This window comes from Pigmentiphaga sp. NML080357 (genome assembly GCF_002188465.1).
Lineage (GTDB): Bacteria > Pseudomonadota > Gammaproteobacteria > Burkholderiales > Burkholderiaceae_B > Pigmentiphaga.
This window is the reverse complement of the sequence record NZ_NINW01000049.1, coordinates 353,697-374,954: the sequence shown is the minus strand read 5'-3', so window position 1 is coordinate 374,954 and position 21,258 is coordinate 353,697. Positions and strand designations below refer to the sequence as shown.

Here is a 21,258-nt window from a genome sequence, read left to right as displayed (position 1 = left end):
TCGGGCGGCCGGGCGGGCGCGCTCATGCCGCCCTCCCCATGCGCGCGACGGTGTCCAGGATGGCGTCGCGCTGGGCCGCGATCGGCGCCGGCAAGGATTCCCGCCCCTGCTGGATCGCGCGCACCCAGTCGGCGGTGGCGGCGGCATCGCGCGGCGGCAGGCCGGGCAGTTGCGCCTCGGCGCGTTCGGCGCCTTCCACCGCCGTGTCTTGCGCGCCGTCCAGCCATCGCGCGATGCGCTGGGGGCGACGGGTGTTGGCCACCGCTTCGCCTTCGGTGCCGCGCATCAGCAGCGCCGGCTCGCGCCGCAGCGCGAACAGTTCCGCCAGCATGGCGCCGAATTCGGGATGGGTATAGGCCGACAGCAACAGGCTCGGGCCCCGCACCGGCCGCAGCAGCTTGGCGAGGGTATGCGCCACGTTGCGTACGCCCAGGATGCGGCGCAGGCTCACCAGGCGCGCCAGCCCCGGGCTCGCCGCCGCCAGGGGCAGGTAGGCCAGGCCCCGGTCGCCCAGCGCCTGCGCGGCCGACCCGGTATCGGGAGAAGCGGGAATGCCGAGCGCCTCCAGGATCTCGAGCGTCGGCACCCGCGAGATATTTGAACCGGCGCCGGGCTGGCTCGGGTCCGAAGCCTGCCCGTGCATCAGGACCGGCACGCCGGCCTGCGCCACCGACCAGGCCAGCAGCGGCACCAGATTGGGCGCGTGGCGGGCGCCGTTGTAGGTAGGCAGGACCACCGCGGGGCCGCCTCCTGGCAGGGTCACGCGCGCCATGCGCGCTTCGGCGGCATCCAGGAAGCCGGCCACCTCGGACACCGATTCGCCCTTCATCCGCAGCGCCAGCAGCACGCCCCCCAGCTCCAGGTCGCTCACCCGGCCGTCGAGCATCGCCCCCATCAATTCGCGCGCCGGCTCGCGCGCCAGCGCGCGGGAGCCGTCCTTGCCCCGGCCGATCTCGCGTATCAGCGGCGCACACGGGTATGGCTCGTTCATCGGCGCTCCCGGAAGCAAGGCGTAGGCAGAGTCTTCCAAGGTTACACGCGCTTCATCAAATCGTTAATGCGCTCGGCGGCCCGGCACAGCAGGGGCAGCAGGTCGTCCTGCATCTGCCGCGCGGTGATGCGGTGCGCCTGCCCGCTCAGGTTCAGCGCCGCGACGGTGCGCCCGCTGCGATCGCGGATGGGCGCGGCGATGGCGACCAGGCCCGTCTCCAGTTCGCGGTCCACCAGCGACCAGCCTTGCTGGCGCACCTTGAGGATGGCCTCCTTGAGCCGGACGGGATCGGTCACGGTCAGCGGCGTGTGGGCGCGCAGCTCGGAGCGGGCCAGCACCGCCTCGATTTCCTCGTCGGCCAGCCCGGCCAGCAGCACTCGCCCCATGGCCGAGCAATAGGCCGGCAGGCGGCTGCCTATGCCGAGGTTGATGGACATGATGCGGCCGGTGGGAATGCGCAGCACGTAGACGATGTCCGTGCCGTCGAGCACCGTTGCGGAACAGGACTGGTGCGCCTCGTTGGCCAGTTCCTCCATGATGGGCTCGGCCAGGTCCCAGAACGGCATGGAGGTAAGGTAGGCGAAGCCGAGCTCCAGGATGCGGGGCGTCAGCCGGAACAGGCGCCCCTCGGCGACCACGTAGCCCAGTTGCACCAAGGTCAGCAGGATACGGCGCGCGCCCGCCCGCGTCAGTCCCGCGGCATCGGCGACCTCGGTCAGCGTCATGGCGGGGCGCTCGGCATTGAACGCGCGGATGACCGCGAGCCCCCGCGCGAACGACTGCACGTAGGCGTCGCTGGGCTTGACCGCGTCGCCCGCCTGGCTGGCGCCGGCGACGGGCCGGTCCGCCGGGCCGGCGCTCGCGCCCCGTCCGGCCGGCTTGCCGCCGGCCGCTGCGTGTTGCGTCATGCAGCCCTGGCGCTCAGAGCAGCTCGAAGGCCATGGCGGTGGCCTCGCCGCCGCCGATGCACAGCGACGCCACGCCGCGCTTGACCTTGCGCTGGCGCATGGCGCCGAGCAGGGTCGCGATCAGCCGCGCGCCGCTCGCACCGATGGGGTGGCCCAGCGCGGTCGCCCCGCCGTGCACGTTGACTTTCTCGTGCGGCAGCTTGTGTTCGGTCATGGCGGCCATGGTCACGACGGCGAAAGCTTCGTTGATCTCGTAGAGGTCGACGTCTTCCGCCTTCCAGCCGGTCTTGGCGAACAGCGCGGCCAGCGCCCCCACCGGCGCGGTGGTGAACCACTGCGGCTCCTGCGAATGCTCGGCGTGCGCGACCACCCGGGCCAGCGGCTTGACGCCGAGCTTCTCGGCGGTGGAGGCGCGCATCATCACCAAGGCGGCGGCGCCGTCGGAAATGGACGAAGCGTTGGCGGCGGTAACGGTGCCGTCTTTCTTGAACGCGGGCTTGAGGGTCGGGATCTTCTCGGGCATGGCCTTGAAGGGCGCCTCGTCGCGGGCGATGACCTTCTCGCCCTTGCGATCGGCCACGGTGACGGGCGCGATCTCCCATTCGAAGCTGCCGTCCTCGTTGGCGGCCTTGGCGCGGCGCAGCGACTCGAGCGCATAGGCGTCCTGCTGCTCGCGGGTGAACTGGTACTTGGCGGCGCATTCCTCGGCGAACACGCCCATGGCGCGGCCACGGTCGTAGGCGTCTTCCAGGCCGTCCAGCGCCATGTGGTCGTACATGGTGGCGTGGCCGTAGCGGTAGCCCTGGCGCCCCTTGGGAACCAGGTAGGGGGCGTTGGTCATGCTCTCCATGCCGCCGGCCACGGCGACCTGGACGCTGCCGGCCACGAGCAGGTCGTGCGCCAGCATCGCGGCCTTCATGCCGGAGCCGCACATCTTGTTGATGGTGGAGCAGCCCACCGGCAGCGGCAGCCCGGCGCCAAGGGCGGCCTGGCGGGCGGGCGCCTGGCCCTGGCCGGCCTGCAGCACGTTGCCCATGATCACTTCCTGGATCTGCTCGGGCTTGAGGCCCGCGCGCTCGACCGCAGCCTTGATGGCGACCGCCCCCAGCTGGTTGGCGGACAATCCGGAGAGTTCGCCCAGCATGGCACCCATGGGGGTGCGGGCGACCGATACGATGACTACGGGATCCGACATCTTCGACTCCTGGTTCTGGAAAACGGCAGGCGCCACATGGGGCGCGCGGATGGTGTGCAGCGGCGCGGCTCGAGCCGGCCGGGAGGGCGCCTGCCGGGCAATGGGTACACTAGCTGTAATTTACCAACAAGTTGCCTGCCCATTTTAGTCCCCCGCACGCGGGGCCGCCCAAAACCGGCCAGGCACCCCGGACCCGTCATGAATCCTCTCGAACACGAACTGAAATACCCGCTGGGCGACACGCTGCCCGAAGCCGGCGCGGCGATCGAGGTCGCGCCCGGCATACGCTGGATCCGCATGCCGCTGCCCTTCGCCCTGGACCACATCAACCTGTGGCTGCTGCGGGACCGTTTCGAGGGACGCGACGGCTGGACCATCGTCGACTGCGGCATCGCGCGCGACGAAGTGAAGGCGCTGTGGGAGCAAGTGTTCGCCACCCAGCTCGACGGGCTGCCGGTGGTGCGGGTCATCGTCACCCACATGCATCCCGACCACATCGGCCTGGCCCACTGGCTGACCGAGAAATGGGGCGTGCCGCTGCAGATGAGCGCCACCGACTTCCTCACGGCCCACTTGTTCGTGGAAGGCAAGGCCATTTCCGGCGGCGAGCGGATGGCGGCCCATTTCGAGCGCAACGGCATGACCGACCCCGAGGCGCTGGCCGGCGTACGCGCCCGCACCCGCTACTATCCCCAGCTCGTGCCCCAGGTGCCGGCGCACTTCAACCGCATCATGGACCGCGACGTGCTGCGCATCGGCGGCCACGAATGGCAGGCCATCGCCGGCTACGGCCATGCCCCGGAGCACATCTCGCTGTACTGCAAGGAGCTGAACATCGTCATCTCCGGCGACATGGTGCTGCCGCGCATCTCCACCAACGTCAGCGTCACCGACATCGATCCGGAAAGCAACCCGCTGCAGCTCTACCTGGATTCCCTCGGCGGCTACGCCCACGTGCCGGCCGACGCGCTGGTGCTGCCCTCGCATGGCCGGCCCTTCGTCGGCATCCATACGCGCATCGCCCAGCAGCATGCCCACCATGCCGACCACCTCTCGCGGGTCAAGGAAGCCTGTACCGGCCAGGCCAAGTCGGCCTACGACATCGTGCCGGTACTGTTCAAGCGCAAGCTCGACCTGCACCAGATGACCTTCGCGCTGGGCGAGGCCATCGCCCATCTCCACATGCTCTACTACCAGGGCGTGGTGAGCCGCGAAACCGGCGCCGACGGCGTCCTCCGGTTCCGCGTCCCGGCCTGATCTCCCGCGCGGCCGGCGGCCGCGCCCGTTCTGCTGCTATGCTTGGCGCCGCGGCCGCCGCCGCGCGCGGCGGCTTTTCCCTGGCCGCAGGAGTCTGCGATGAAGCCCATGTACAAGTATTTTTTCCGTGGCCTGATCACCATCCTGCCCCTGGCGCTGACCATCTATCTGCTCTATGTGTGCATATCATGGATGGAAGCCCTGGCGCTGGCGGTGCTGCATCCTTTCGTCGGCGATTTCTACTTTCCCGGCATGGGGCTGATACTGGGCGTGCTCTGCATCATCGCGGTCGGCATGATGGTGTCCAAGCACCGGGTGCGCCGCCTGCTGTCCTACGTGGAATGGCCCTTCACCAGCATTCCCGTCATCAAGAGCATCTATTCCTCGCTCAAGAGCTTCGCCGACTACTTCTCGCCCAGCACGGCGCAGGGCGGCCAGCAGGTCGTCATCCTGCGCCTGCCGGGACAGGAGCTCGAGCTGGTGGGCCTGGTCACGCGCCGCAGCACCGTTGGGCTGCCCGAAGGCTTCCTGCCCGGCGAACGGGTCGCGGTGTACTTGCCCATGGGCTACATGATCGGCGGCTACACGGTGTTCGTGCCGACGTCCTGGCTCACGCCCATCGACATGTCGGTGGAAGAGGCCATGCGCTCCTCGCTGATCGCCTGGATGGCGCGCGCGCCGGCGGCGCCGGCCGCCCCGAGAACGACCGACTCCGGCAACGGATACAGTCCATGAAGAACTGAATTCCCGATCCCTGGACCCAGCCTGATCGCCGCGCGCGCCTACTGCCCGCCCTTACCGGCTCCAGGGCAGGGGCGCGGCGTTCGTGCCCCAGTAATAGCTCTTCTGGTTCGTGTATTCCAGGATGCCGAGGCGGCCCTTCTCGCGGCCGGTCCCGCTCATCTTCACGCCGCCGAACGGCGTGCTGACCGAGAACAGCTTGTAGGTATTGACCCATACCGTGCCGGTCTGCAGGGCCGCGCCGATGCGCCAGGCGGTCTTGTAGTCGCGCGTCCAGATGCCCGAGGCCAGACCATACATGCTGTCGTTGCACTGGGCGATCAGGTCGGACTCGTCGCTCCAGGGCAGCAGCGCGAGGACCGGGCCGAAGATTTCCTCCTGGCACATGCGGGCCTGGTTGGGCAGTCCCTCGATGACGGTGGGCAGGTAATAGCTGCCGCGGCCGTATTCGTCGCCGATAGGCCGTTTGCCGCCGGCCAGCACCTTGCCACCCTCGTCCACCCCGAGTTGCACGTAGCGCTCGACCGACTCGCGGTGCGCGTGGCTGACCAGCGGCCCCATCTGGGTCCGTTCGCTCGCCGGGTCGCCCACGCGCAGGGCCTTCACGCCCGCGAGCAGGCGTTCCTTGAAGGCCTCGTACACGCTGGCATGCACGAACGCGCGCGAGCCGGCGATGCACGACTCCCCGGACGAACTGAAGATGCCGAACAGCACGCCCGCCACCGCGTGGTCCAGGTCGGCGTCCGCGCAGACGATGGTGGGCGATTTGCCGCCCAGCTCCAGCGAGGTCGGCATCAGGCGCTCGGCCGCCAGCCGGGCGATGCCCAGGCCCACGGCCGTCCCGCCGGTGAAGGCGATGCGGCGGATGAGCGGATGGCGCACCAGCGCATCGCCCACGACGGAGCCCTTGCCGGGCAGCACGCTGATGATGCCGTCCGGCACACCGGCTTGCTGCGCGATGCGGGCGAGCTCGATGGCCATGCGAGGCGTGATCTCCGCCGGCTTGAACACCACCGCGCAGCCGGCCGCCAGCGCCGGGGCAAGTTTCTGCGCTTCGCTGGCGATAGGCGAATTCCACGGTGTGATGGCGCCCACCACGCCCAGCGGCTCATGCACGCTCATGCTGACGTAATCGCCGCGCGACGGCGTAATGGTGTCCTCCATCGTCTCGCAGGCGGCGGCAAAGAACTGGAAAGTGCCGGCCGCGCTGGCCACCAGCGCCCGGGTTTCATTGATGGGCTTGCCGTTGTCCAGGCGCTGCAATTGCGCGAGCGCTTCCGCCCGGTCGCGGATCCCCGCGGCGATGCGATAGAGCATGCCCGCCCGTTCATGGGGCTTGAGGTCCGCCCACGCGGGCTGCAGCCGGGCCCGTTCGGCCGCCTGCACGGCCTCGTCCACGTCCGCGGCGGTGGCGGCATGCAGCGTGGCCACGGTGCTGCCGTCGGCCGGGTACTCGGTCGCGTACTGCGGACCGGAGGCATCCCGCCAGGCGCCCGCGATCAGGGTCTTGATGTGTTCGGTCATGGTCTGGCTCCGTCCGGGCACTAGAAAACTCGGGTGTAGATGGCGAGCGCGTCCGCCTGGGTCAGCTCGCGCGGGTTGTTCGTCAGCAGCCGGTCCACGGTCATCGCGGCTTCCGCCAGGACGGGCAGGTCGCGTTCCCGCACGCCCACTTCGCGCAGGCGCTGCGGGATCGGCGACCGGGCCACGTGCGCCTGCATCGTCTCGATGAAGGCTTCGGCGGCGGCCGCATCGCCGGCGTCCCGCAGGCCGTCGTCGAGCGCGCGCCCCAATTCGGCGTAGAGCGGCGCGGCCACGGGCAGGTTGAAGCGCAGGATGGGCACCATGACCAGGGCATTGGCCAGCCCGTGCGGAACATGGAAATGGCTGCCGAGCGGATGGGCGAGCGCGTGGATCGCCGCCACCGGCGCATTGGCGAAGGCCATGCCGGCCAGCAGCGACCCCAGCAGCATGGCTTCGCGGCTCTCGATGTCGCCGCCCGTCCCGGTCGCGCGATCCAGGTGCGCATGCAACAGCTGCAAGGCGCGCACGGCAAGCATGTCCGACATGGGATTTTTCTTGTGGCGCGTGGAGTAGGCCTCGATCGCATGCACCATGGCGTCGATGCCCGTCATGGCCGTGGGCCCGGGCGGCAGGGCCGCCGTCAGGGTCGCGTCCAGCACGGCCACGTCCGGAAAGAGCAGCGGGCTGATCACGCCGCGCTTCTGGTGATCGGGCGTGGAAACCACGGCGGTCGGCGTCGCTTCGGAGCCGGTGCCGGCCGTGGTGGGCACTTGGACCAGCGGCAGACGCGGCCCGGCGGCGCGCTGCACGCCATAGATGTCCGCCAGCGCCTGCGGACGAGCCGCGAGGAGCGCCACCAGCTTGGCGGTATCGAGCGAACTGCCGCCGCCCAGGCCGATCACGCATTCGGCGCGGTCCTGGCGCGCGGCGGCCGCCGCCTCCTGCACGACGTGCTCGGGCGGGTCGGCCTGGACGCGGTCGTAGACCGTCACGTTCACGCCCGCCGCGCGCAAGGCCTCTGCCGGCGCATCGACCAGTCCGGCCCGGACCAGCCCGGGATCGGTCACGATGAACGCGCGCCGGTGGCCGCCAGCCTGCAGGAGCCGGGCCAGCCTGAGCGCGGCGCCCTGCTCGCACACGATGCGAGGCGTGGTATCGAATTGGAAACTAGGCATGGACATCAGCTCCGTCCGGGCCGCGGGCGGGGGGAAAGGACGAACACGCCCCTCACCCTCCGCACGGGCGATGCAAGAATGAATGGAAAGAGAAAGACGCCGCCGGCCGGTCAGGCGCCGGGCGGCGGCAGGCGGCAGCCGGGAATCAGTACGCCGAGATCTTGGTCTTGGCGATCAGTTCGCCGAAGTTCTTGTATTCGGTACGCAGGGCGTTGCCCAGTTCTTCGGGCGTGGTAGTCACGCTTTCGAAGCCCATGGCCTGGATGCGCTCGACAGACTCGGGCTTCTTCAGGCTCTTGTTGATTTCGGCATTCAGCCGCTTGATGATCTCCGGCGGCGTACCGGCGGGAGCAAACACGCCATGCCAGCCGCTGACCTTCTCCAGCTCGGGCAATCCCGCCTCGCGGAAGGTGGGGACATCAGGCAGCGCGGACGCGCGCTTGGGGCCGATCACCGCCAGGGCCTTGAGCTTGCCGGACTTGACGTGGACGGCGCTGCCCGAATCGAAGGTGAAATCCACCTGCCCCGCCAGCAGGTCCTGGATGGACGGCGCCAGGCCCTTGTACGGCACGTGGGTGGCGAGCGTGTTGGTTTCCAGGTTCAGCAGCGCGCCGGCCACGTGAGGGAAGGAACCGTTGCCGGTCGACGAGTAATTGAGCTTGTTGGGGTTGGCCTTCATCTTCTCGACGAGGCCCTTGACGTCCGACACGCCCACCTTGGGATGGACCAGCAGCGCCATGTTGAGCCCGGCGGTCATCGCCACCGGCGCGAAATCCTTGATCGGGTCGAACGGCACGTTCTGCATCACGTACGGGCCCAGCGCCAGGGTGCTGGAGGCCAGCATCAGCAGCGTGTAGCCGTCGGCGGGCGCGCGGCGCACATAGTCCGCCGCGATGTTGCCGTTGGCGCCGGGGCGGTTCTCGACCACGAACTGCTTGCCGAGCGTCTCGCCCAGGTCCTTGGCGACCATGCGGGCGATCGCGTCGATAGTGCCTCCGGCCGGCACCGACACCACGATGGTGACCGGCTTGGCGGGGAAGGAATCGGCCACGGCGGCCACGGGAATCAGGGCCGACAGGGCCAGCACGGGAAACAGCTTGCGCATCATCACATCGATCTCGAAATGGTTGGACAGCGACGCAGCCCGGTCCCGCGTCTGCCGCGGGCCGGCTCGTCCTTGGAAAAAATTGTAGGCAGCGGCGATGTGTGACAATGGCATTTCTTGTTAACTCGAGGTTAACGATTTCCGCCGGATCGTTGCCGCTCCCCTGACGTGTCCCGACTCCTCAACAGCCGCCACTTCCAGATCTTCGCCACGGTCATGCGCAGCCGAGGCATGGGCGAGGCCGCGCTCAGGCTGGGCATATCCAAGGCCGCGGTCAGCAAGACCCTGCGCCTGATGGAGCGCGAAACCGGCGTGGCGCTGTTCACTCTGGAGCGCGGCCGGCTCGAGCCCACCGCCGCGGCGCGCCGCCTGCTGCCCCGCGCCGAACAGGCCGCCAAGCACCTGGAATGGGCGCTGGACGAAGCCTACGCGCTGGACCAGGGCTCGGTGCGCACCGTCATCGTGGCCGCCCACGCGCCGCCGCTGATCGCCATCCTGCCCAGCGCCATCCAGCGCTTCCAGGAAAGCCATCCCGACGTCAACGTGCAGTTGCGGGTGGAAGGGCCGCCCAAGGTCCTGGAGTCGGTCGCCCACCACGAGGTCGACCTCGGGGTGACCAATCCGCCCGCCCCCAACACGGCAAGCAGCGTCGACCTGTGCGAGCGCTACACCATCTCGGAAGACCTGCTGGTGGCGGCGCTGCACCGCCGGCATCCGCTGGTGGCCAAGCCGGTGGTGCGGCCGGCGGACCTGGTGAATGCGACGGTGATCGCGCTGCCCGAAGAGTCGCCCACCTCCATCCTGGTCCGGGCGACGCTGCAGGAAGCCGGGATCGCCATCCCCAAGCGCATCGTCGCCAGCACCTCCATGGGCGTCTGCGCGCTGGTCCAGCAGAACGTCGGCATCGGGCTGATCAATCCCATGCTGCTGTCCACGGGCATTTTTCCCGACGTCGTGACCCGCCCGTTCCGGCCCCGTATCGAGCTGTGGACCGAGATCTACTATTCCTCGATCCGGCCGCTCAGCCCGGAAGCCCGGGCCCTGGCCACCTATATCGAAGAGGCGGCCTCGGCGCTGCGCGGCCACGCGCCGCTGGCCAAACCCGCGCCAGGAAGGCGGCCGGCAGGCTGACCCCGCGGCGCCCACCGGGGCGCCACGCAACGGCCTCGCCCTGCCTCAGCCGCAACGTATCGCGGTGACGACCTCGCTGCGGTTGACTTCCACGTTCACCCGCGCGGGATTGAACTCCATCGTGACGGCCTGGCCCGGACGCAATACGCGCGCGCTCTTGGCGCCCGAGGCCTTGCGCGCCTCCTCGACCAGTACCGAGCTCAGCTTCTGCCCGACCAGTTGCTGGGCCGGTTCGGCGTTGCATTGCTCGCGCCCCTGCTCCACCGAAGGTTGGGGCGCGGCGGCCGGCACGGGCGCGCTGCAGCCGGCGGCAACGGCCAGCGTGGCAACGGCGAAGGCTCTCCAGATCATGGGTTCTCCTTGGAACGGTCAGCGATAGAACGCGGTAGGCGGCATGCCGAAATGCCGCCGGAACATCGCGGCAAAGGCGCTCTGGCTCTGGTAGCCGTGGTCCAGCGCGACGTCGACCACTTTATCACCCCGCGCCAGGCGTTCCAGCGCCGCCAGCAGGCGAACTTGCTGCCGCCAGTAACCGAAGCGCATGCCGGTCTGCTGGCGGAACAGGCGGTGCAGCGTGCGCGACGACATGCCGGCCTCGGCGGCCCAGGCATCGACCGTCCGGCAATCGTCCGGCGCCTCGATCAGGCGGCGGCACACCGCGCGCAGTCGCGTATCCACGGGCAGCGGCAGGTGAAGGGGGAGCACGGGCAAGGCATGCAGTTCATGCAGCAAGAGCCGCATCAGGCAGGCATCGCGGGAATCGGGCCCATAACCGGACGGGATGTCGATCGCGGCCACGATCAGCTCGCGCAGCAGCGGGGGTATGCCCAGCACGCAACTGCGCCGGGGCAACTGGGCGCCGGCGTTCGCGGCCACGAACACCGTGCGCATTTTCACGTCGCCGCTCATGCGCACCTGGTGCCGGACCCCGCCCTCCAGCCAGACGCCGCGCGTGGGCGGCACGACCCATCGGCCCCCTTCGGCCTCGATGCACATGACGCCTTCGATCGCATAGAGCAACTGGCCATAGGCATGGCTGTGCGAGGCGATCACATGGCCGTGGGGGTAGTCCGCCGCGATGGCGGTGATCGCGGTGCCGGCCCGGGCGGCTGCGCGCAGGTGCTGATCGACGTCCACGGATTGTCACTTTTTCGATAAGTCTGGACATATTAGCGTGAGACAGCCGAAACCCGGCGGCGGAACATCGAACGTCCCATTTCCGGAGCCGTTCGATGTCCCCCGCCGCATACCTGTTCCCCTTCCTGGCCATCGTCTTCTGGGCCGGCAACGTCATCGTGTCGAAGATGGCCGCCTCGGCCATCTCGCCCACGGCCATCACGTTCTACCGGCTGATCCTCGCCGTCGGCCTGATGAGTCCCTTCCTCCTGCGCCCCATCTGGCGCAACCGCGAGGCCATCCGGCGCCACTGGTGGCAACTGGCGATAGGCGGCCTGCTTTCCATGGCCTTGTTCCAGGCCCTGTCCTATCGCGCCGCGGAAAGCACCACCGCCACCAACATGGCCATCGTCACCGCGCTGATCCCGCTCCTGACGGCGATCCTGAGCGCCGCCCTGCTGGGCGAAGCCGTCACGCTCGGCATGGCCGCGGGCGGCGTGCTGTCGTTCGGCGGCATCCTGTACCTGGTGGGCCGAGGCGACATCGGCGCCGTGCTGGCCCAAGGCGCGCACCTGGGCGACATCCTGATGCTGTTCGCGGCGCTGACCTATTCGCTCTACGGCGTGCTGCTCAAGCGCTGGCGCATGGCCATCCCGGCCTGGCAATCGACCTACATGCAGGCCGCCTTCGCGCTGGTATTCATGTTCCCGCTGTTCCTCGCCCTGCCGGCCGGCACGGCGACACTGGATGCCAGGACCGTGCCGCTCATCGCCTATGCCGGCATCTTCTCGTCCATCATCCTCACGTTCTTCTGGATACAGGGCGTGAAATTCCTCGGCCCCAACCGCTGCGCCATCTTCATCAATCTCTTGCCGGTGCTCACGGCGGGATTGGCGATCGCCCTGCTGGACGAACCCATGCGCCTCTACCACGTGGTGGGAGGCGGCATCAGCCTGGCGGGCGTCCTGATCGCGCAAACGGTCCAGCGGCCGCTCTTCGCCGTGCAGCAATCGCTGGCCCGCTGACCCGGCGCGCTTTCGTGCCGGGACTCAGGCGCCTGGCGGCTCCGCGGCCCGCACCAGGCGCAGCAGCGTGATCTCCGACGGGACGCCGAAGCGCATCGGCGGCCCCCAGTAGCCGGTGCCGCGGTTGATGTACACCCACATTCCCTGCTGGCGATGCAGGCCGGCCACGAACGGCTGTTGCAGCGGCACGAAGAAGTTCCATGGCAGGAATTGCCCGCCATGCGTGTGGCCCGAGAGCTGGAGATCGAAACCGGCCGCGGCGGCCTGCGGGGCGCTGCGCGGCTGGTGGGCCAGCACCAGCCGCGCAGCGGCATCCGCCGGCGCCCCCGCCATCGCCCGCTGCGGATCGCTGCGGTGATCGGGGTCGAATTGGTGGGCGCTGAAGTCGGTGATCCCCGCCACCACCAGTTTCCGGCCGGCATGGTCCAACACCGCATGCTCGTTCAGCAGCACCCGCATGCCCATCTCGCGCAGCGCCTCCACCCAGGCATGCGCACCCGAGTAGTACTCGTGGTTGCCCGTCACGAAGAACGTGCCGTGGCGCGAGGCCAGCCCGGCCAGCGGCCGCACGTGCGCCTGCAGGTCTTCCACGCTGCCGTCGACCAGGTCGCCGGTGATCGCCACCATGTCGGCACCCAGGCCGTTCACCGCCTCGACGATGCGGCGCACGTAGGGTGCGCGGATGGTGGGGCCGACGTGGATGTCGCTGATCTGCGCGATGGCAAAGCCTTCCAGCTCGGCGGGCAGCCCGGCCAGGGGAATGTCCACGCGCGTCACGCGGGCGATGCGGCGGGCGCCGGCGAAGCCCGCAGCGGAAATGAACAGCGAAGCCGCTACCACGAACAGGGCGGAAGGGCCGGCCAGCGCGTCGGGCCGCCATCCGTCCAGGACCAGCGCCAATGCGGAAGCGCCCGCGAGCAGGACGTCGCGCAACAGCGTCAGCACGAACAGCGACGAGAACAGCCCCATGCACAACAACCCGGCCCAGATGGCGGCCAGCAGCCCGGAGCCCGCCGAGCGCCGGCGCGCAAGCATGCTGGTGGGAATCAGGATGGCGGACAGCACCAGGAAGGCGGCCAGCGCGAAGCCCAGGCCCGGGACGGCCGCGAGGTCCGGTGCGAGGCGCAGCCCGACATAGGCGTGCACCAGGCCGATCAGCCCGAAGAAGTAGAACCGGTGCAGGGCGCGCCGCTGGCTCACTCCGCGGGCACCTTTGCGCAGGCCCGGCCGGGATTCACGCGGCCCTCGCCCCGTGCGCCATCGGCGAGGCGAAACGGTAGACGGCGAGCGTGCTGCGCCATCCCGGCAGCCACGAGATCTCCCTGTCGTCGGCGAAGGTGGCGCGGGCGAGGATGCGCAGGTCCAGCTTGGCCGCCAGCGCCTCGAAATCCTTCAGCGTGCACAGGTGGATGTTGGGCGTGTTGTACCACTGGTAGGGCATCTGGCCCGTGACCGGCATGTGTCCGCGCAGGATGGACAGGCCGTGCGTCCAATGGCCGAAATTCGGGAAAGAGACGATGCCCTCGCGCCCGACCCGCGCCATCTCGAGCAGGATGCGCTCGGTGTTGTGCACCGCCTGCAGCGTCTGCGACAGCACGACGGTGTCGAACTGGCCGTCCTCGAACAAGGCGAGGCCATCCTCCAGGTTCTGCTGGATGACGTTGACGCCCTTGCGGGCGCACTCGATCACGTGCTGGTCGCTGATCTCCACGCCTATGGTGCGCGCCTGCTGCGCATCGCGCAGGTGGGCAAGCAAGGTGCCGTCGCCGCAGCCCAGGTCGAGCACGCGCGACCCGTCGGCGATCCAGCCGGCGATGCGCGCCAGGTCCGGGCGCAAGGCGGCGCGGCTCATTGCGCACCTCCATTCCCGACCAGTCCCAGCTGGCGCGCGACGCGATCGTAGTAGCCGCGGACCACGGCATGGTAGCGGGGGTCGTCGAGCAGGAAGGCGTCATGGCCGTGCGGCGCCTCGATCTCGGCATACGTGACCGGGCGGCCGTTGCGCAGCAGCGCCTGCACGATCTCGCGCGAGCACGAAGGCGGAAAGCGCCAGTCGGTGGTGAACGAGGTCAGCAGGAACTCGGCCTTGGCCGGCGCCAGCGCCTTGGCGAGGTCGCCGCCGGTCTGCTTGGCGGGATCGAAGTAGTCCAGCGCGCGCGTGATCAGCAGATAGGTGTTGGCATCGAAGTACTTGGAGAACTTCTCGCCCTGGTAGCGCAGGTAGGACTCCACCTCGAACTCCACGTCGTAGCCGTAGCGGAATGCGCCGCCGGCCCCGGGCGAACGTTGCGCGCGGCCGAACTTCTCGGCCATGTCGTCGCCCGACAGGTAGGTGATGTGTCCGATCATCCGGGCCACCGACAGGCCGTTGCGCGGCACCGTGCCGTGGGCATAGAAATCGCCGCCGTGGAACTCGGGATCGGTGATGATGGCGCGCCGCGCCACTTCGTTGAAGGCGATGTTCTGGGCCGACAGGCGCGGCGTGCTGGCGATGACGATGCAATGCGCCACGCGCTCGGGATAGGTGATGGCCCAGCTCAGCGCCTGCATGCCGCCCAGCGATCCGCCCATGACCGCGGCAAAGCGCCGGATGCCCAGGCGGTCCGCCACCCTCGCCTGCGCATGGACCCAGTCCTCGACCGTCACGACGGGGAACGACGCGCCGTACGGGCGGCCGGTCCTGGGATCGAGGCTGGCCGGCCCGGTGGAACCGAAACAGGAGCCGAGGTTGTTGATGCCGATGACGAAAAACCGGTTGGTGTCGAGCGGCTTGCCCGGCCCCACCATGTTGTCCCACCATCCCAGGTCGGACGGATCGTCGGCCGAAACGCCCGCCACGTGATGCGAGGCATTCAGCGCGTGGCAGACCAGCACGGCATTGGTCCGGTCGGCGTTGAGCCGGCCATAGGTCTCGATGGTGAGCGAATAGGGGCCGAAGGCCGTGCCGTTCGCAAGCTGCAGCGGTTCGTCGAAGACCATGGTCTCCGGCTGGACGATGCCGACGGAATCAGGGCCGATGGGAGGTGCGGCGGGAGTGTCGAGGAAGGCGGTCAACGCCTCTTCGAGATGCGAATCGGAAGACACGATGGACGGAGCTCTTTAGCAGGATTTATGAGGCGCCCGCAAGCGGACCAGGCAAATCGGCGCCAGTAAAGTTGCGAGGATTGTATCACCCGGCCCCGGGAAGCCCGCCGGCCGCCGCCTACAGCAGCCCCTGGAAGATGGCCTGCGCGACCGCGGCCTGCTTGTTGTTGACCTTGAGCTTGCCGAAGACATTGCCGAAGTGGAAATTCACCGTGCGTTCGCTCACGCCGAGGATGAGGGCGGTTTCCCAACTGGTCTTGCCCACCGCGGCCCAGCGCAGGCACTCCAGCTCGCGCGCCGAGAGCCGCGCCGGCTCCGGCACGGGGCTGGGCAGCCGCAGGTAGGCGTCGAGCACGAGCGAGGCGGCGTGGTGGCACAGGCCCGTCAAGTGGCCATGCGCGGCCGGCAGGGCCATCCGGCTGCCGGAAGTGAACAGCAACGAAAGGCAGGCCACCATGTCGCCGGGGTGCAGCGCCTCGGCCGCCAGGAACACGGCGCTGTAGGCCCCGAGGCGGCGCAGCTCGACATGGGCGGGCAACGGCGCGACGTCATCCAGCGCGCGACGCACCGTGCGAATCTGGCCGGCGCGCCATCCGCCTCTTGCGACCAGCGGCGGGAACTCGAGTCGGAACCCGCTCCACCATTTTGGCGCGTCCTCGCACAGCCAGCGCAGCACCGGACCGCCGGGCGCGCGTTCGACTATGCCGAGCGCGTGGCGCAAGGCACCGAGCTCGCTTGCAAAGTCCCGCACCACTTTTCTGAGATCCGCCAGCGACGATGACTCGAACAAAGGGCGCAGGGTTCGCAGCGCACGCGTCGTCGTTTCATGGCTTTCCATGCTTCGGGCCGCGGCACGGCGCGGCGGCTTCGATGAAGCGGACGCGGGTCTCTTCATTCCACCTGGCTATGTCGGTTTTTGTAACATTCTATGACATACTCACCACCATGGGAATAGGACCTTGGCGCGGCAAAACGCCGCAGAAGGCGCGCGCCTATTGGTTCAGCAGGGAAAGATCCATTTCCGACGCCCGGTTCAGGACCGCCGCCACTTTGGTCCGCAGCGCATTGGAATGCGCATGCAGGATCTCGCGCTTGACGTCCAGCAGCTGCTGCGGGTGCATGGAGAACTGCGTCAGGCCCAGCCCCAGCAGCAGCCGGGTCAGTTCGGTGTCGCCGGCCATCTCGCCGCAGACCGACACGGGCTTGCCGGCGCGCGCGCCGGCGTTGATGGTGTTGGCCACCAGGCGCAGCACGGCCGGATGCAGCGGGTCGTACAAATCGGCCACGTCGGGGTCGGCCCGGTCGATCGCAAGCGTGTACTGGATCAGGTCATTGGTGCCTATCGACAGGAAATCGAAGGCGTCGACGAACGGTTCGATGGCGATCGCGACCGCGGGGACCTCCACCATCGCGCCCACCAGGATGTTCTGGCCGTACGCCTGTCCCCGGGCATCGAGCTCCTGCCGGGCCGCGGCGATGGCCGCATAGGCGGCGCGGGCTTCGCGCAGGTGGGCGACCATGGGGATCAGCACCCGCACCGGGCCGTGCGCCGAGGCGCGCAGGATGGCGCGGAGCTGGGTGGCGAACAGTTCAGGGTGCGCCAGGCAATAGCGGATGGCGCGCTTGCCCAGCGCCGGGTTGGTGGCCACGGTGGCCTCGCCGTCCAGGGTCTTGTCGGCGCCGATGTCCAGCGTCCGTATGGTCACGGGCCGGCCGCCCAGCGTGCGCACGACCGAGGCATAGGCTTCGTACTGCTCGTCTTCGCCGGGCAGGTCGTCGCGGCCCATGAACAGGAACTCGCTGCGAAACAGTCCGATGCCCTCGGCGCCCGCGTCGACGGCGGCCTGCGCCTCTTCCGGCAATTCGATGTTGGCCAGCATGGACACCACCACGCCGTCCAGCGTGATGGCCGGCACGTCGCGCAGCGTCGCCAGGGTGGCGCGTTCGCGGGCGTAGTCCGCCTGCCGGGTCCGGTACTCGGCCACGACCCGCGGCGGCGGATTGACCAGCAGCACGCCGGCCTCGCCGTCGACGATCACCATGTCGCCGTCGCGCAGCAGCGTGCGCGCCACGCCCAGCGCCACCACGGCCGGCACGCCCATGCTTCGGGCCACGATGGCGGTATGCGAAGTCGCCCCGCCCAGGTCGGTGGTGAACGCGGCAAAGCGCGCGCCGCGAAGCTTGAGCATGTCGGCAGGCGCGATGTCGTGAGCGACGACGATGAGCGGATCGCCATGCTCGGCGATCGCCGAGCTCTTCAAGTTGCGCGGGCGCCCGTCCGCCTCGGCCAGCGCGTGGAGGACGCGCTCGATCACCTGCCGGACGTCGCCGCCGCGCTCGCGCATGTACTCGTCGTCCATCTGCTCGAACTGCTCGGCCAGCGCCTGGCCCTGGGCGGTCAGCGCCCATTCGGCGTTGTAGTGGCGGGTGCGGATGATCTGCAGCGGCTCGTGCGAAATCATCGCGTCGGCCAGGATCATGCTGTGCACCTGGAGGATGGCGCCGAGTTCGCGCGGCACGTCGGCGGGCAGATGGGCGGCCAGCTGGGCCAGTTCGTCCGAGGCGGCGCGGATGGCGGCTTCGAGGCGGGCGCATTCGGCCTCGACGTCCTCCTCGGCAATGCGGTAGTGGGAAACCTCGAGGGCGGCCGCGCCGATGACCACGGCGCGGCCAATGGCATAGCCACGCGACACTCCCAGTCCGTGCAAGGCCAGCATCGAGGTTTCCATGGGCTACTCGGCCTCGCCGAACTTTTGCGCGAACAGCGCCTGGATCTGGTCCAGGGCCTCCTGGGCATCCTCGCCCTCGGCGTCGACCGTGACCTTGCTGCCCATGCCCGCCGCCAGCATCATGACCCCCATGATGCTCTTGGCGTTGACGCGGCGCGAACCGCGGGCGATGTGGATCTCGCTGCGGAACTTGCTCGCGAGCTGGGTGAGCTTGGCGGATGCCCGCGCGTGCAGGCCCAGCTTGTTGATAACGGCGATGTCGATGCTCGGCATGGTCAATGGTCTTCAGGTTCGCCGTCGACGCGCAAGACGCCTTGCGTGCCGCCGGCCAGCGCGCGCTGCGCCAGATCATCAAGGGAAAGGTGGCGATAAGGCAAGGTGCGCAGCAGCATCGGTATGTTGACGCCGGCCAGCACGGTCGTGGGCGTGCCGTGCCGCGTAGCCTCGCGCGCGGCCCTGTCGGTCTGGTTGGAAGGAGTGGCGCCCACCACGTCGGTCAGCACCAGGACCCCCTCGCCGGCCGCCACGGACTCGATGCGCTCGAGCACCGCTCGGAACATCTGGTCGGGATCCTCGTCGTTGCCGGCATCGTAGGCCAGCACGCCCGACAGTTCGCCGAAGATGTGCGACGCACAGGAAAGCAGCGACGAAGCCAGGGGCTCGTGCGCAACGATGACGACGCCAGTCATGCCGATCTCGCTCCCGGCAGGGCGGAGACGGCGTCCTCCAGGGCCTGCGCGAACATCGCGCCGACGTCGAATCCGGTCTGCTCGGTGATTTCACAGAAGGTCGTGGGACTCGTCACATTGATCTCGGTGACGTAGTCGCCGATCACGTCCAGCCCCACCAGCAGCAATCCGCGCGCGGCCAGCTTGGGGCCGAGCTCGCGGGCGATGGCCAGGTCGCGTTCGGACAGCGGCTGCGCCACGCCACGCCCGCCCGCCGCCAGGTTGCCCCGGGTCTCGCCCGCCTGTGGAATGCGCGCCAGGCAGTACGGCACGGGCTCGCCGCCTATCAGCAGTACCCGCTTGTCGCCCTGCAGGATCTCGGGAATGTAGCGCTGCGCCATGATGCTGCGCTGGCCGTTGTCGGTCAGCGTCTCCAGGATGGCGTTCAGGTTGGCCTCTTTCGGCGCCAGGCGGAAGATACCGGTGCCGCCCATGCCGTCCAGCGGCTTGACGATGACGTCGTGGTGCTCGCGGTGGAAGGCCTTCAGGCGGGCCATGTCGCGGGTCACCAGCGTGGGCACGGTCAGATGCGGGAATTCGGCGATCGCCAGCTTCTCGGGGTGGTTGCGGATGGCCGCGCCGGAATTGAACACCTTGGCGCCCTGCGCCTCGGCGCGTTCCAGCAAATGGGTGGAATACACGTATTCCATGTCGAACGGCGGGTCCTTGCGCATCAGCACCGCGTCGAACGCCGTCAGCGGCTGGTCGCCCTCAGGACCCTCCTGCCACCAGTCGTGCCCGTGCGGATCCGCACCGGGCACGAGTTCGATCGGCCGCGAGGCGGTGCGCACCGCGCCGTCGATGACGTAGAGATCGCCCTGCATGGCCACGCTCAGCCTATGGCCGCGCGCCACGAGCGCCCGCATCATCGCCACGGAAGTGTCCTTGTAGGCCTTGAGCGCGGGAAGCGGGTCAACAATGAAAAGTACGTGCATGGATGGCCTTGAATGCCCGCGGAAGGCGAGCGCGGAAAGGGAGGTCGATTCTAGCAAGCCGCCATGGCGCCCAGCCGGCAAGCGCCTATCACCGCCGCGGGCTTTTGGATATGTCGCGACATCAAAAAGCTCCGACCCAATTTTGTAACAAAATGTGACATCATGTCATCTTGAGGCACATGTTGCCGATAGACCGCCTATCGAGCGGCCATTCTGCGTACGGCCCATCTGCGCGCCCACAAAGAAGTATAGAAGCGCTCTCCCATACCGTTCTTTGCCATCCATCTCGCGGAGACAGCAACATGTTCGGATTCAAGGCTCTCCGGCTCAAGCAGCAGCTGGCCGACCATGCCCGGCGCACCGACGAATACGAAGCCTTCGTCGCCGCGCTGAACGCGTCCATGGCCATCATCGAGTTCGAGCCCACGGGCCTCGTTCTGCGCGCCAACGCCAACTTCCTCCAATATATGGGGTACACCCAGGAACAAATCCAGGGGCGGCACCACCGCATCTTCTGCGACCCGGCCTATGCCGCCAGCCCCGGATACCAGGCGTTCTGGGCCAAGCTGAACGCCGGCGAGCATGTTTCCGGCACCTTCAAGCGGCTCACCGCGACCGGGCAGCAGATCTGGCTCGAAGCCACCTACAACCCGGTCTTCGACCGCGACCGCAAGCTGGCCAAGATCGTGAAAGTCGCCTCCGACATCACCCGGCGCGTCCACCGCGAGAACGAACTGGCCAGCAAGCAGACCGCCATCGACCGCTCGGTCGCGGTGGTGGAGTTCGCGCCCGACGGCCACATTCTCTCCGTCAACGGCAACTTCTCGCGCCTAATGGGCTATTCCTCGGAGGAAATCGTCGGCCGGCACCACCGCATCCTGTGCGACGAAGCTTTCGCGGCCAGCCCCGAGTACCAGGAATTCTGGCAGCGGCTCAACCGCGGCGAGGCGCTCGGCGGGCAATACGAAAGGCGGGCCAAAGACGGCCGCCGGATCTGGATGGAGGCCTCGTACAACCCCGTGTTCGACATGGACGGCAAGCTGTACAAGGTCATGAAGATCGCCGCCGACATCACCGACAAGGTGGTCGCGCGCCAGGCGGAGCGGGAAGGCGCCAAGCGCGCCTACCAGGTCTCGTTCGAAACCGCCGAGGTATCCGAACGCGGCGCCGAGGTCATCGAGGCCACCGTACTCGAAGTGCGCAAGATCTCCGACTCGGTCCAGCATACGTCCGGGCGCATCGAGAAACTTGGCCACCAGTCCGAACAGATCGGATCCATCCTCAAGACCATCCGCGACATCGCCTCCCAGACCAATCTGCTCGCCCTCAACGCCGCCATCGAGGCCGCGCGGGCCGGAGATGCCGGCCGCGGCTTTGCCGTCGTGGCCGACGAAGTGCGCAAGCTGTCGGAACGCACCAACGGCTCCACGGCGGAAATCTCCGCCATGATCGAGACCATTCAGGCCGACGCCCGGCTGGCAGTCGAAGGCATGAACGAGAGCCTGGCGCAGGCGCGCAAGGGACTGGACCTCGCCAATGCGGGCGGCGAGGCCATCGCCAGGATCCGGGATAGCGCCAAGCAGGCCGTGCAGGCATTCAACGTGGAAGAATGAG

The 21,258-nt window shown here is 68.6% G+C and carries 21 protein-coding genes and 1 riboswitch; of the genes, 5 read left to right on the top strand and 16 right to left on the bottom strand.

Translation table 11 applies throughout. The features are described 5' to 3' along the window. Window positions 1-22 precede the first annotated feature (22 nt). From ybiB to CDO44_RS24260, 3 genes are read right to left on the bottom strand one after another with little or no spacing between them, the layout of a single operon-like run. Entirely contained in the window at window positions 23-991 is a 969-nt protein-coding gene (ybiB, locus tag CDO44_RS24270; RefSeq protein ID WP_087782803.1) for a DNA-binding protein YbiB, read from the bottom strand. A 41-nt stretch (window positions 992-1,032) separates the two neighbouring features. Continuing rightward, window positions 1,033-1,899 (bottom strand): IclR family transcriptional regulator, encoded by an 867-nt coding sequence (locus CDO44_RS24265; protein ID WP_087782802.1) that lies wholly within the window; start codon window positions 1,897-1,899, stop codon window positions 1,033-1,035. A gap of 13 nt (window positions 1,900-1,912) precedes the next feature. After that, window positions 1,913-3,094: an acetyl-CoA C-acetyltransferase gene (locus CDO44_RS24260; protein WP_087782801.1), complete on the bottom strand. Its 1,182-nt coding sequence runs from the start codon at window positions 3,092-3,094 to the stop codon at window positions 1,913-1,915. Between the two features lie 198 nt (window positions 3,095-3,292). On the opposite strand from CDO44_RS24260, the gene CDO44_RS24255 reads away from it, so the two are divergent. Next, window positions 3,293-4,351, top strand: coding sequence for an MBL fold metallo-hydrolase (locus tag CDO44_RS24255; RefSeq protein ID WP_087782800.1), 1,059 nt, complete (start codon window positions 3,293-3,295; stop codon window positions 4,349-4,351). Between the two features lie 99 nt (window positions 4,352-4,450). Next, a complete protein-coding gene (locus CDO44_RS24250; protein WP_087782799.1) occupies window positions 4,451-5,086 on the top strand; it encodes a DUF502 domain-containing protein in 636 nt (211 codons plus the stop codon). A 60-nt stretch (window positions 5,087-5,146) separates the two neighbouring features. On the opposite strand, the gene CDO44_RS24245 is transcribed toward CDO44_RS24250, so the two are convergent. The 3 genes from CDO44_RS24245 to CDO44_RS24235 form a co-directional block, all read right to left on the bottom strand. Then, window positions 5,147-6,616, bottom strand: a complete 1,470-nt coding sequence (locus tag CDO44_RS24245; RefSeq protein WP_087782798.1) for an aldehyde dehydrogenase — start codon at window positions 6,614-6,616, stop codon at window positions 5,147-5,149. Window positions 6,617-6,636: 20 nt separating this feature from the next. After that, the gene (locus CDO44_RS24240) at window positions 6,637-7,791 is read right to left on the bottom strand and encodes an iron-containing alcohol dehydrogenase (protein WP_087783105.1); all 1,155 of its coding nucleotides are present in this window, start codon (window positions 7,789-7,791) and stop codon (window positions 6,637-6,639) included. Window positions 7,792-7,936: 145 nt separating this feature from the next. Further along, on the bottom strand, window positions 7,937-9,010 hold the full coding sequence (locus CDO44_RS24235; protein WP_087782797.1) for a tripartite tricarboxylate transporter substrate binding protein: 1,074 nt from the start codon (window positions 9,008-9,010) through the stop codon (window positions 7,937-7,939). Between the two features lie 54 nt (window positions 9,011-9,064). On the opposite strand from CDO44_RS24235, the gene CDO44_RS24230 reads away from it, so the two are divergent. Beyond that, window positions 9,065-10,027, top strand: a complete 963-nt coding sequence (locus CDO44_RS24230; RefSeq protein ID WP_087782796.1) for a LysR family transcriptional regulator — start codon at window positions 9,065-9,067, stop codon at window positions 10,025-10,027. Window positions 10,028-10,072: 45 nt separating this feature from the next. Here the strand turns inward: CDO44_RS24230 and CDO44_RS24225 are convergent, their stop codons facing one another. Both CDO44_RS24225 and CDO44_RS24220 read right to left on the bottom strand, forming a co-directional pair. Continuing rightward, window positions 10,073-10,378 (bottom strand): I78 family peptidase inhibitor, encoded by a 306-nt coding sequence (locus CDO44_RS24225; protein ID WP_087782795.1) that lies wholly within the window; start codon window positions 10,376-10,378, stop codon window positions 10,073-10,075. Between the two features lie 18 nt (window positions 10,379-10,396). Further along, window positions 10,397-11,164, bottom strand: coding sequence for a helix-turn-helix transcriptional regulator (locus tag CDO44_RS24220; RefSeq protein ID WP_087782794.1), 768 nt, complete (start codon window positions 11,162-11,164; stop codon window positions 10,397-10,399). A gap of 95 nt (window positions 11,165-11,259) precedes the next feature. Between CDO44_RS24220 and CDO44_RS24215 the strand changes: the two genes are divergently transcribed. Further along, a complete protein-coding gene (locus CDO44_RS24215; protein WP_087782793.1) occupies window positions 11,260-12,168 on the top strand; it encodes a DMT family transporter in 909 nt (302 codons plus the stop codon). A gap of 24 nt (window positions 12,169-12,192) precedes the next feature. Here the strand turns inward: CDO44_RS24215 and CDO44_RS24210 are convergent, their stop codons facing one another. The 8 genes from CDO44_RS24210 to gshB form a co-directional block, all read right to left on the bottom strand. Then, window positions 12,193-13,368 (bottom strand): metallophosphoesterase, encoded by a 1,176-nt coding sequence (locus tag CDO44_RS24210; RefSeq protein ID WP_233146328.1) that lies wholly within the window; start codon window positions 13,366-13,368, stop codon window positions 12,193-12,195. Window positions 13,369-13,402: 34 nt separating this feature from the next. Continuing rightward, complete coding sequence (metW, locus tag CDO44_RS24205) at window positions 13,403-14,020, bottom strand: methionine biosynthesis protein MetW (protein WP_087782792.1); 618 nt, start codon at window positions 14,018-14,020, stop codon at window positions 13,403-13,405. Then, window positions 14,017-15,222 (bottom strand): homoserine O-acetyltransferase, encoded by a 1,206-nt coding sequence (locus CDO44_RS24200; protein ID WP_233146364.1) that lies wholly within the window; start codon window positions 15,220-15,222, stop codon window positions 14,017-14,019. Before CDO44_RS24200 ends, metW begins: the two co-directional genes overlap by 4 nt. A gap of 24 nt (window positions 15,223-15,246) precedes the next feature. Next, window positions 15,247-15,325, bottom strand: a riboswitch (SAM riboswitch). A 45-nt stretch (window positions 15,326-15,370) separates the two neighbouring features. Beyond that, complete coding sequence (locus tag CDO44_RS28300; protein ID WP_304528382.1) at window positions 15,371-16,090, bottom strand: helix-turn-helix transcriptional regulator; 720 nt, start codon at window positions 16,088-16,090, stop codon at window positions 15,371-15,373. 154 nt (window positions 16,091-16,244) lie between these two features. Next, a complete protein-coding gene (gene ptsP, locus CDO44_RS24190) occupies window positions 16,245-17,981 on the bottom strand; it encodes a phosphoenolpyruvate--protein phosphotransferase (RefSeq protein ID WP_255407819.1) in 1,737 nt (578 codons plus the stop codon). Between the two features lie 3 nt (window positions 17,982-17,984). Next, window positions 17,985-18,254 (bottom strand): HPr family phosphocarrier protein, encoded by a 270-nt coding sequence (locus tag CDO44_RS24185; RefSeq protein ID WP_087782791.1) that lies wholly within the window; start codon window positions 18,252-18,254, stop codon window positions 17,985-17,987. A gap of 2 nt (window positions 18,255-18,256) precedes the next feature. After that, the gene (locus CDO44_RS24180) at window positions 18,257-18,670 is read right to left on the bottom strand and encodes a PTS sugar transporter subunit IIA (RefSeq protein WP_087782790.1); all 414 of its coding nucleotides are present in this window, start codon (window positions 18,668-18,670) and stop codon (window positions 18,257-18,259) included. Further along, window positions 18,667-19,644 (bottom strand): glutathione synthase, encoded by a 978-nt coding sequence (gene gshB / locus CDO44_RS24175; protein ID WP_087782789.1) that lies wholly within the window; start codon window positions 19,642-19,644, stop codon window positions 18,667-18,669. Before gshB ends, CDO44_RS24180 begins: the two co-directional genes overlap by 4 nt. 302 nt (window positions 19,645-19,946) lie before the next feature. Here gshB and CDO44_RS24170 point away from each other — a divergent pair, with 302 nt between their 5' ends. Continuing rightward, the gene (locus CDO44_RS24170; protein WP_087782788.1) at window positions 19,947-21,257 is read left to right on the top strand and encodes a PAS domain-containing methyl-accepting chemotaxis protein; all 1,311 of its coding nucleotides are present in this window, start codon (window positions 19,947-19,949) and stop codon (window positions 21,255-21,257) included. Window position 21,258: the final 1 nt, after the last annotated feature.

Coding starts and splice junctions, on each gene's coding strand:
- CDO44_RS24240 (WP_087783105.1), bottom strand. CDS start 7,791: ATGCCTAGTTTCCAATTCGATACCACGCCTCGCATCGTGTGCGAGCAG.
- CDO44_RS24255 (WP_087782800.1), top strand. CDS start 3,293: ATGAATCCTCTCGAACACGAACTGAAATACCCGCTGGGCGACACGCTG.
- ybiB (WP_087782803.1), bottom strand. CDS start 991: ATGAACGAGCCATACCCGTGTGCGCCGCTGATACGCGAGATCGGCCGG.
- gshB (WP_087782789.1), bottom strand. CDS start 19,644: ATGCACGTACTTTTCATTGTTGACCCGCTTCCCGCGCTCAAGGCCTAC.
- CDO44_RS24265 (WP_087782802.1), bottom strand. CDS start 1,899: ATGACGCAACACGCAGCGGCCGGCGGCAAGCCGGCCGGACGGGGCGCG.
- CDO44_RS24215 (WP_087782793.1), top strand. CDS start 11,260: ATGTCCCCCGCCGCATACCTGTTCCCCTTCCTGGCCATCGTCTTCTGG.
- CDO44_RS24245 (WP_087782798.1), bottom strand. CDS start 6,616: ATGACCGAACACATCAAGACCCTGATCGCGGGCGCCTGGCGGGATGCC.
- CDO44_RS24235 (WP_087782797.1), bottom strand. CDS start 9,010: ATGCCATTGTCACACATCGCCGCTGCCTACAATTTTTTCCAAGGACGA.
- CDO44_RS24185 (WP_087782791.1), bottom strand. CDS start 18,254: ATGCCGAGCATCGACATCGCCGTTATCAACAAGCTGGGCCTGCACGCG.
- ptsP (WP_255407819.1), bottom strand. CDS start 17,981: ATGGAAACCTCGATGCTGGCCTTGCACGGACTGGGAGTGTCGCGTGGC.
- CDO44_RS24225 (WP_087782795.1), bottom strand. CDS start 10,378: ATGATCTGGAGAGCCTTCGCCGTTGCCACGCTGGCCGTTGCCGCCGGC.
- CDO44_RS24250 (WP_087782799.1), top strand. CDS start 4,451: ATGAAGCCCATGTACAAGTATTTTTTCCGTGGCCTGATCACCATCCTG.
- CDO44_RS24260 (WP_087782801.1), bottom strand. CDS start 3,094: ATGTCGGATCCCGTAGTCATCGTATCGGTCGCCCGCACCCCCATGGGT.
- metW (WP_087782792.1), bottom strand. CDS start 14,020: ATGAGCCGCGCCGCCTTGCGCCCGGACCTGGCGCGCATCGCCGGCTGG.
- CDO44_RS28300 (WP_304528382.1), bottom strand. CDS start 16,090: ATGGAAAGCCATGAAACGACGACGCGTGCGCTGCGAACCCTGCGCCCT.
- CDO44_RS24180 (WP_087782790.1), bottom strand. CDS start 18,670: ATGACTGGCGTCGTCATCGTTGCGCACGAGCCCCTGGCTTCGTCGCTG.
- CDO44_RS24170 (WP_087782788.1), top strand. CDS start 19,947: ATGTTCGGATTCAAGGCTCTCCGGCTCAAGCAGCAGCTGGCCGACCAT.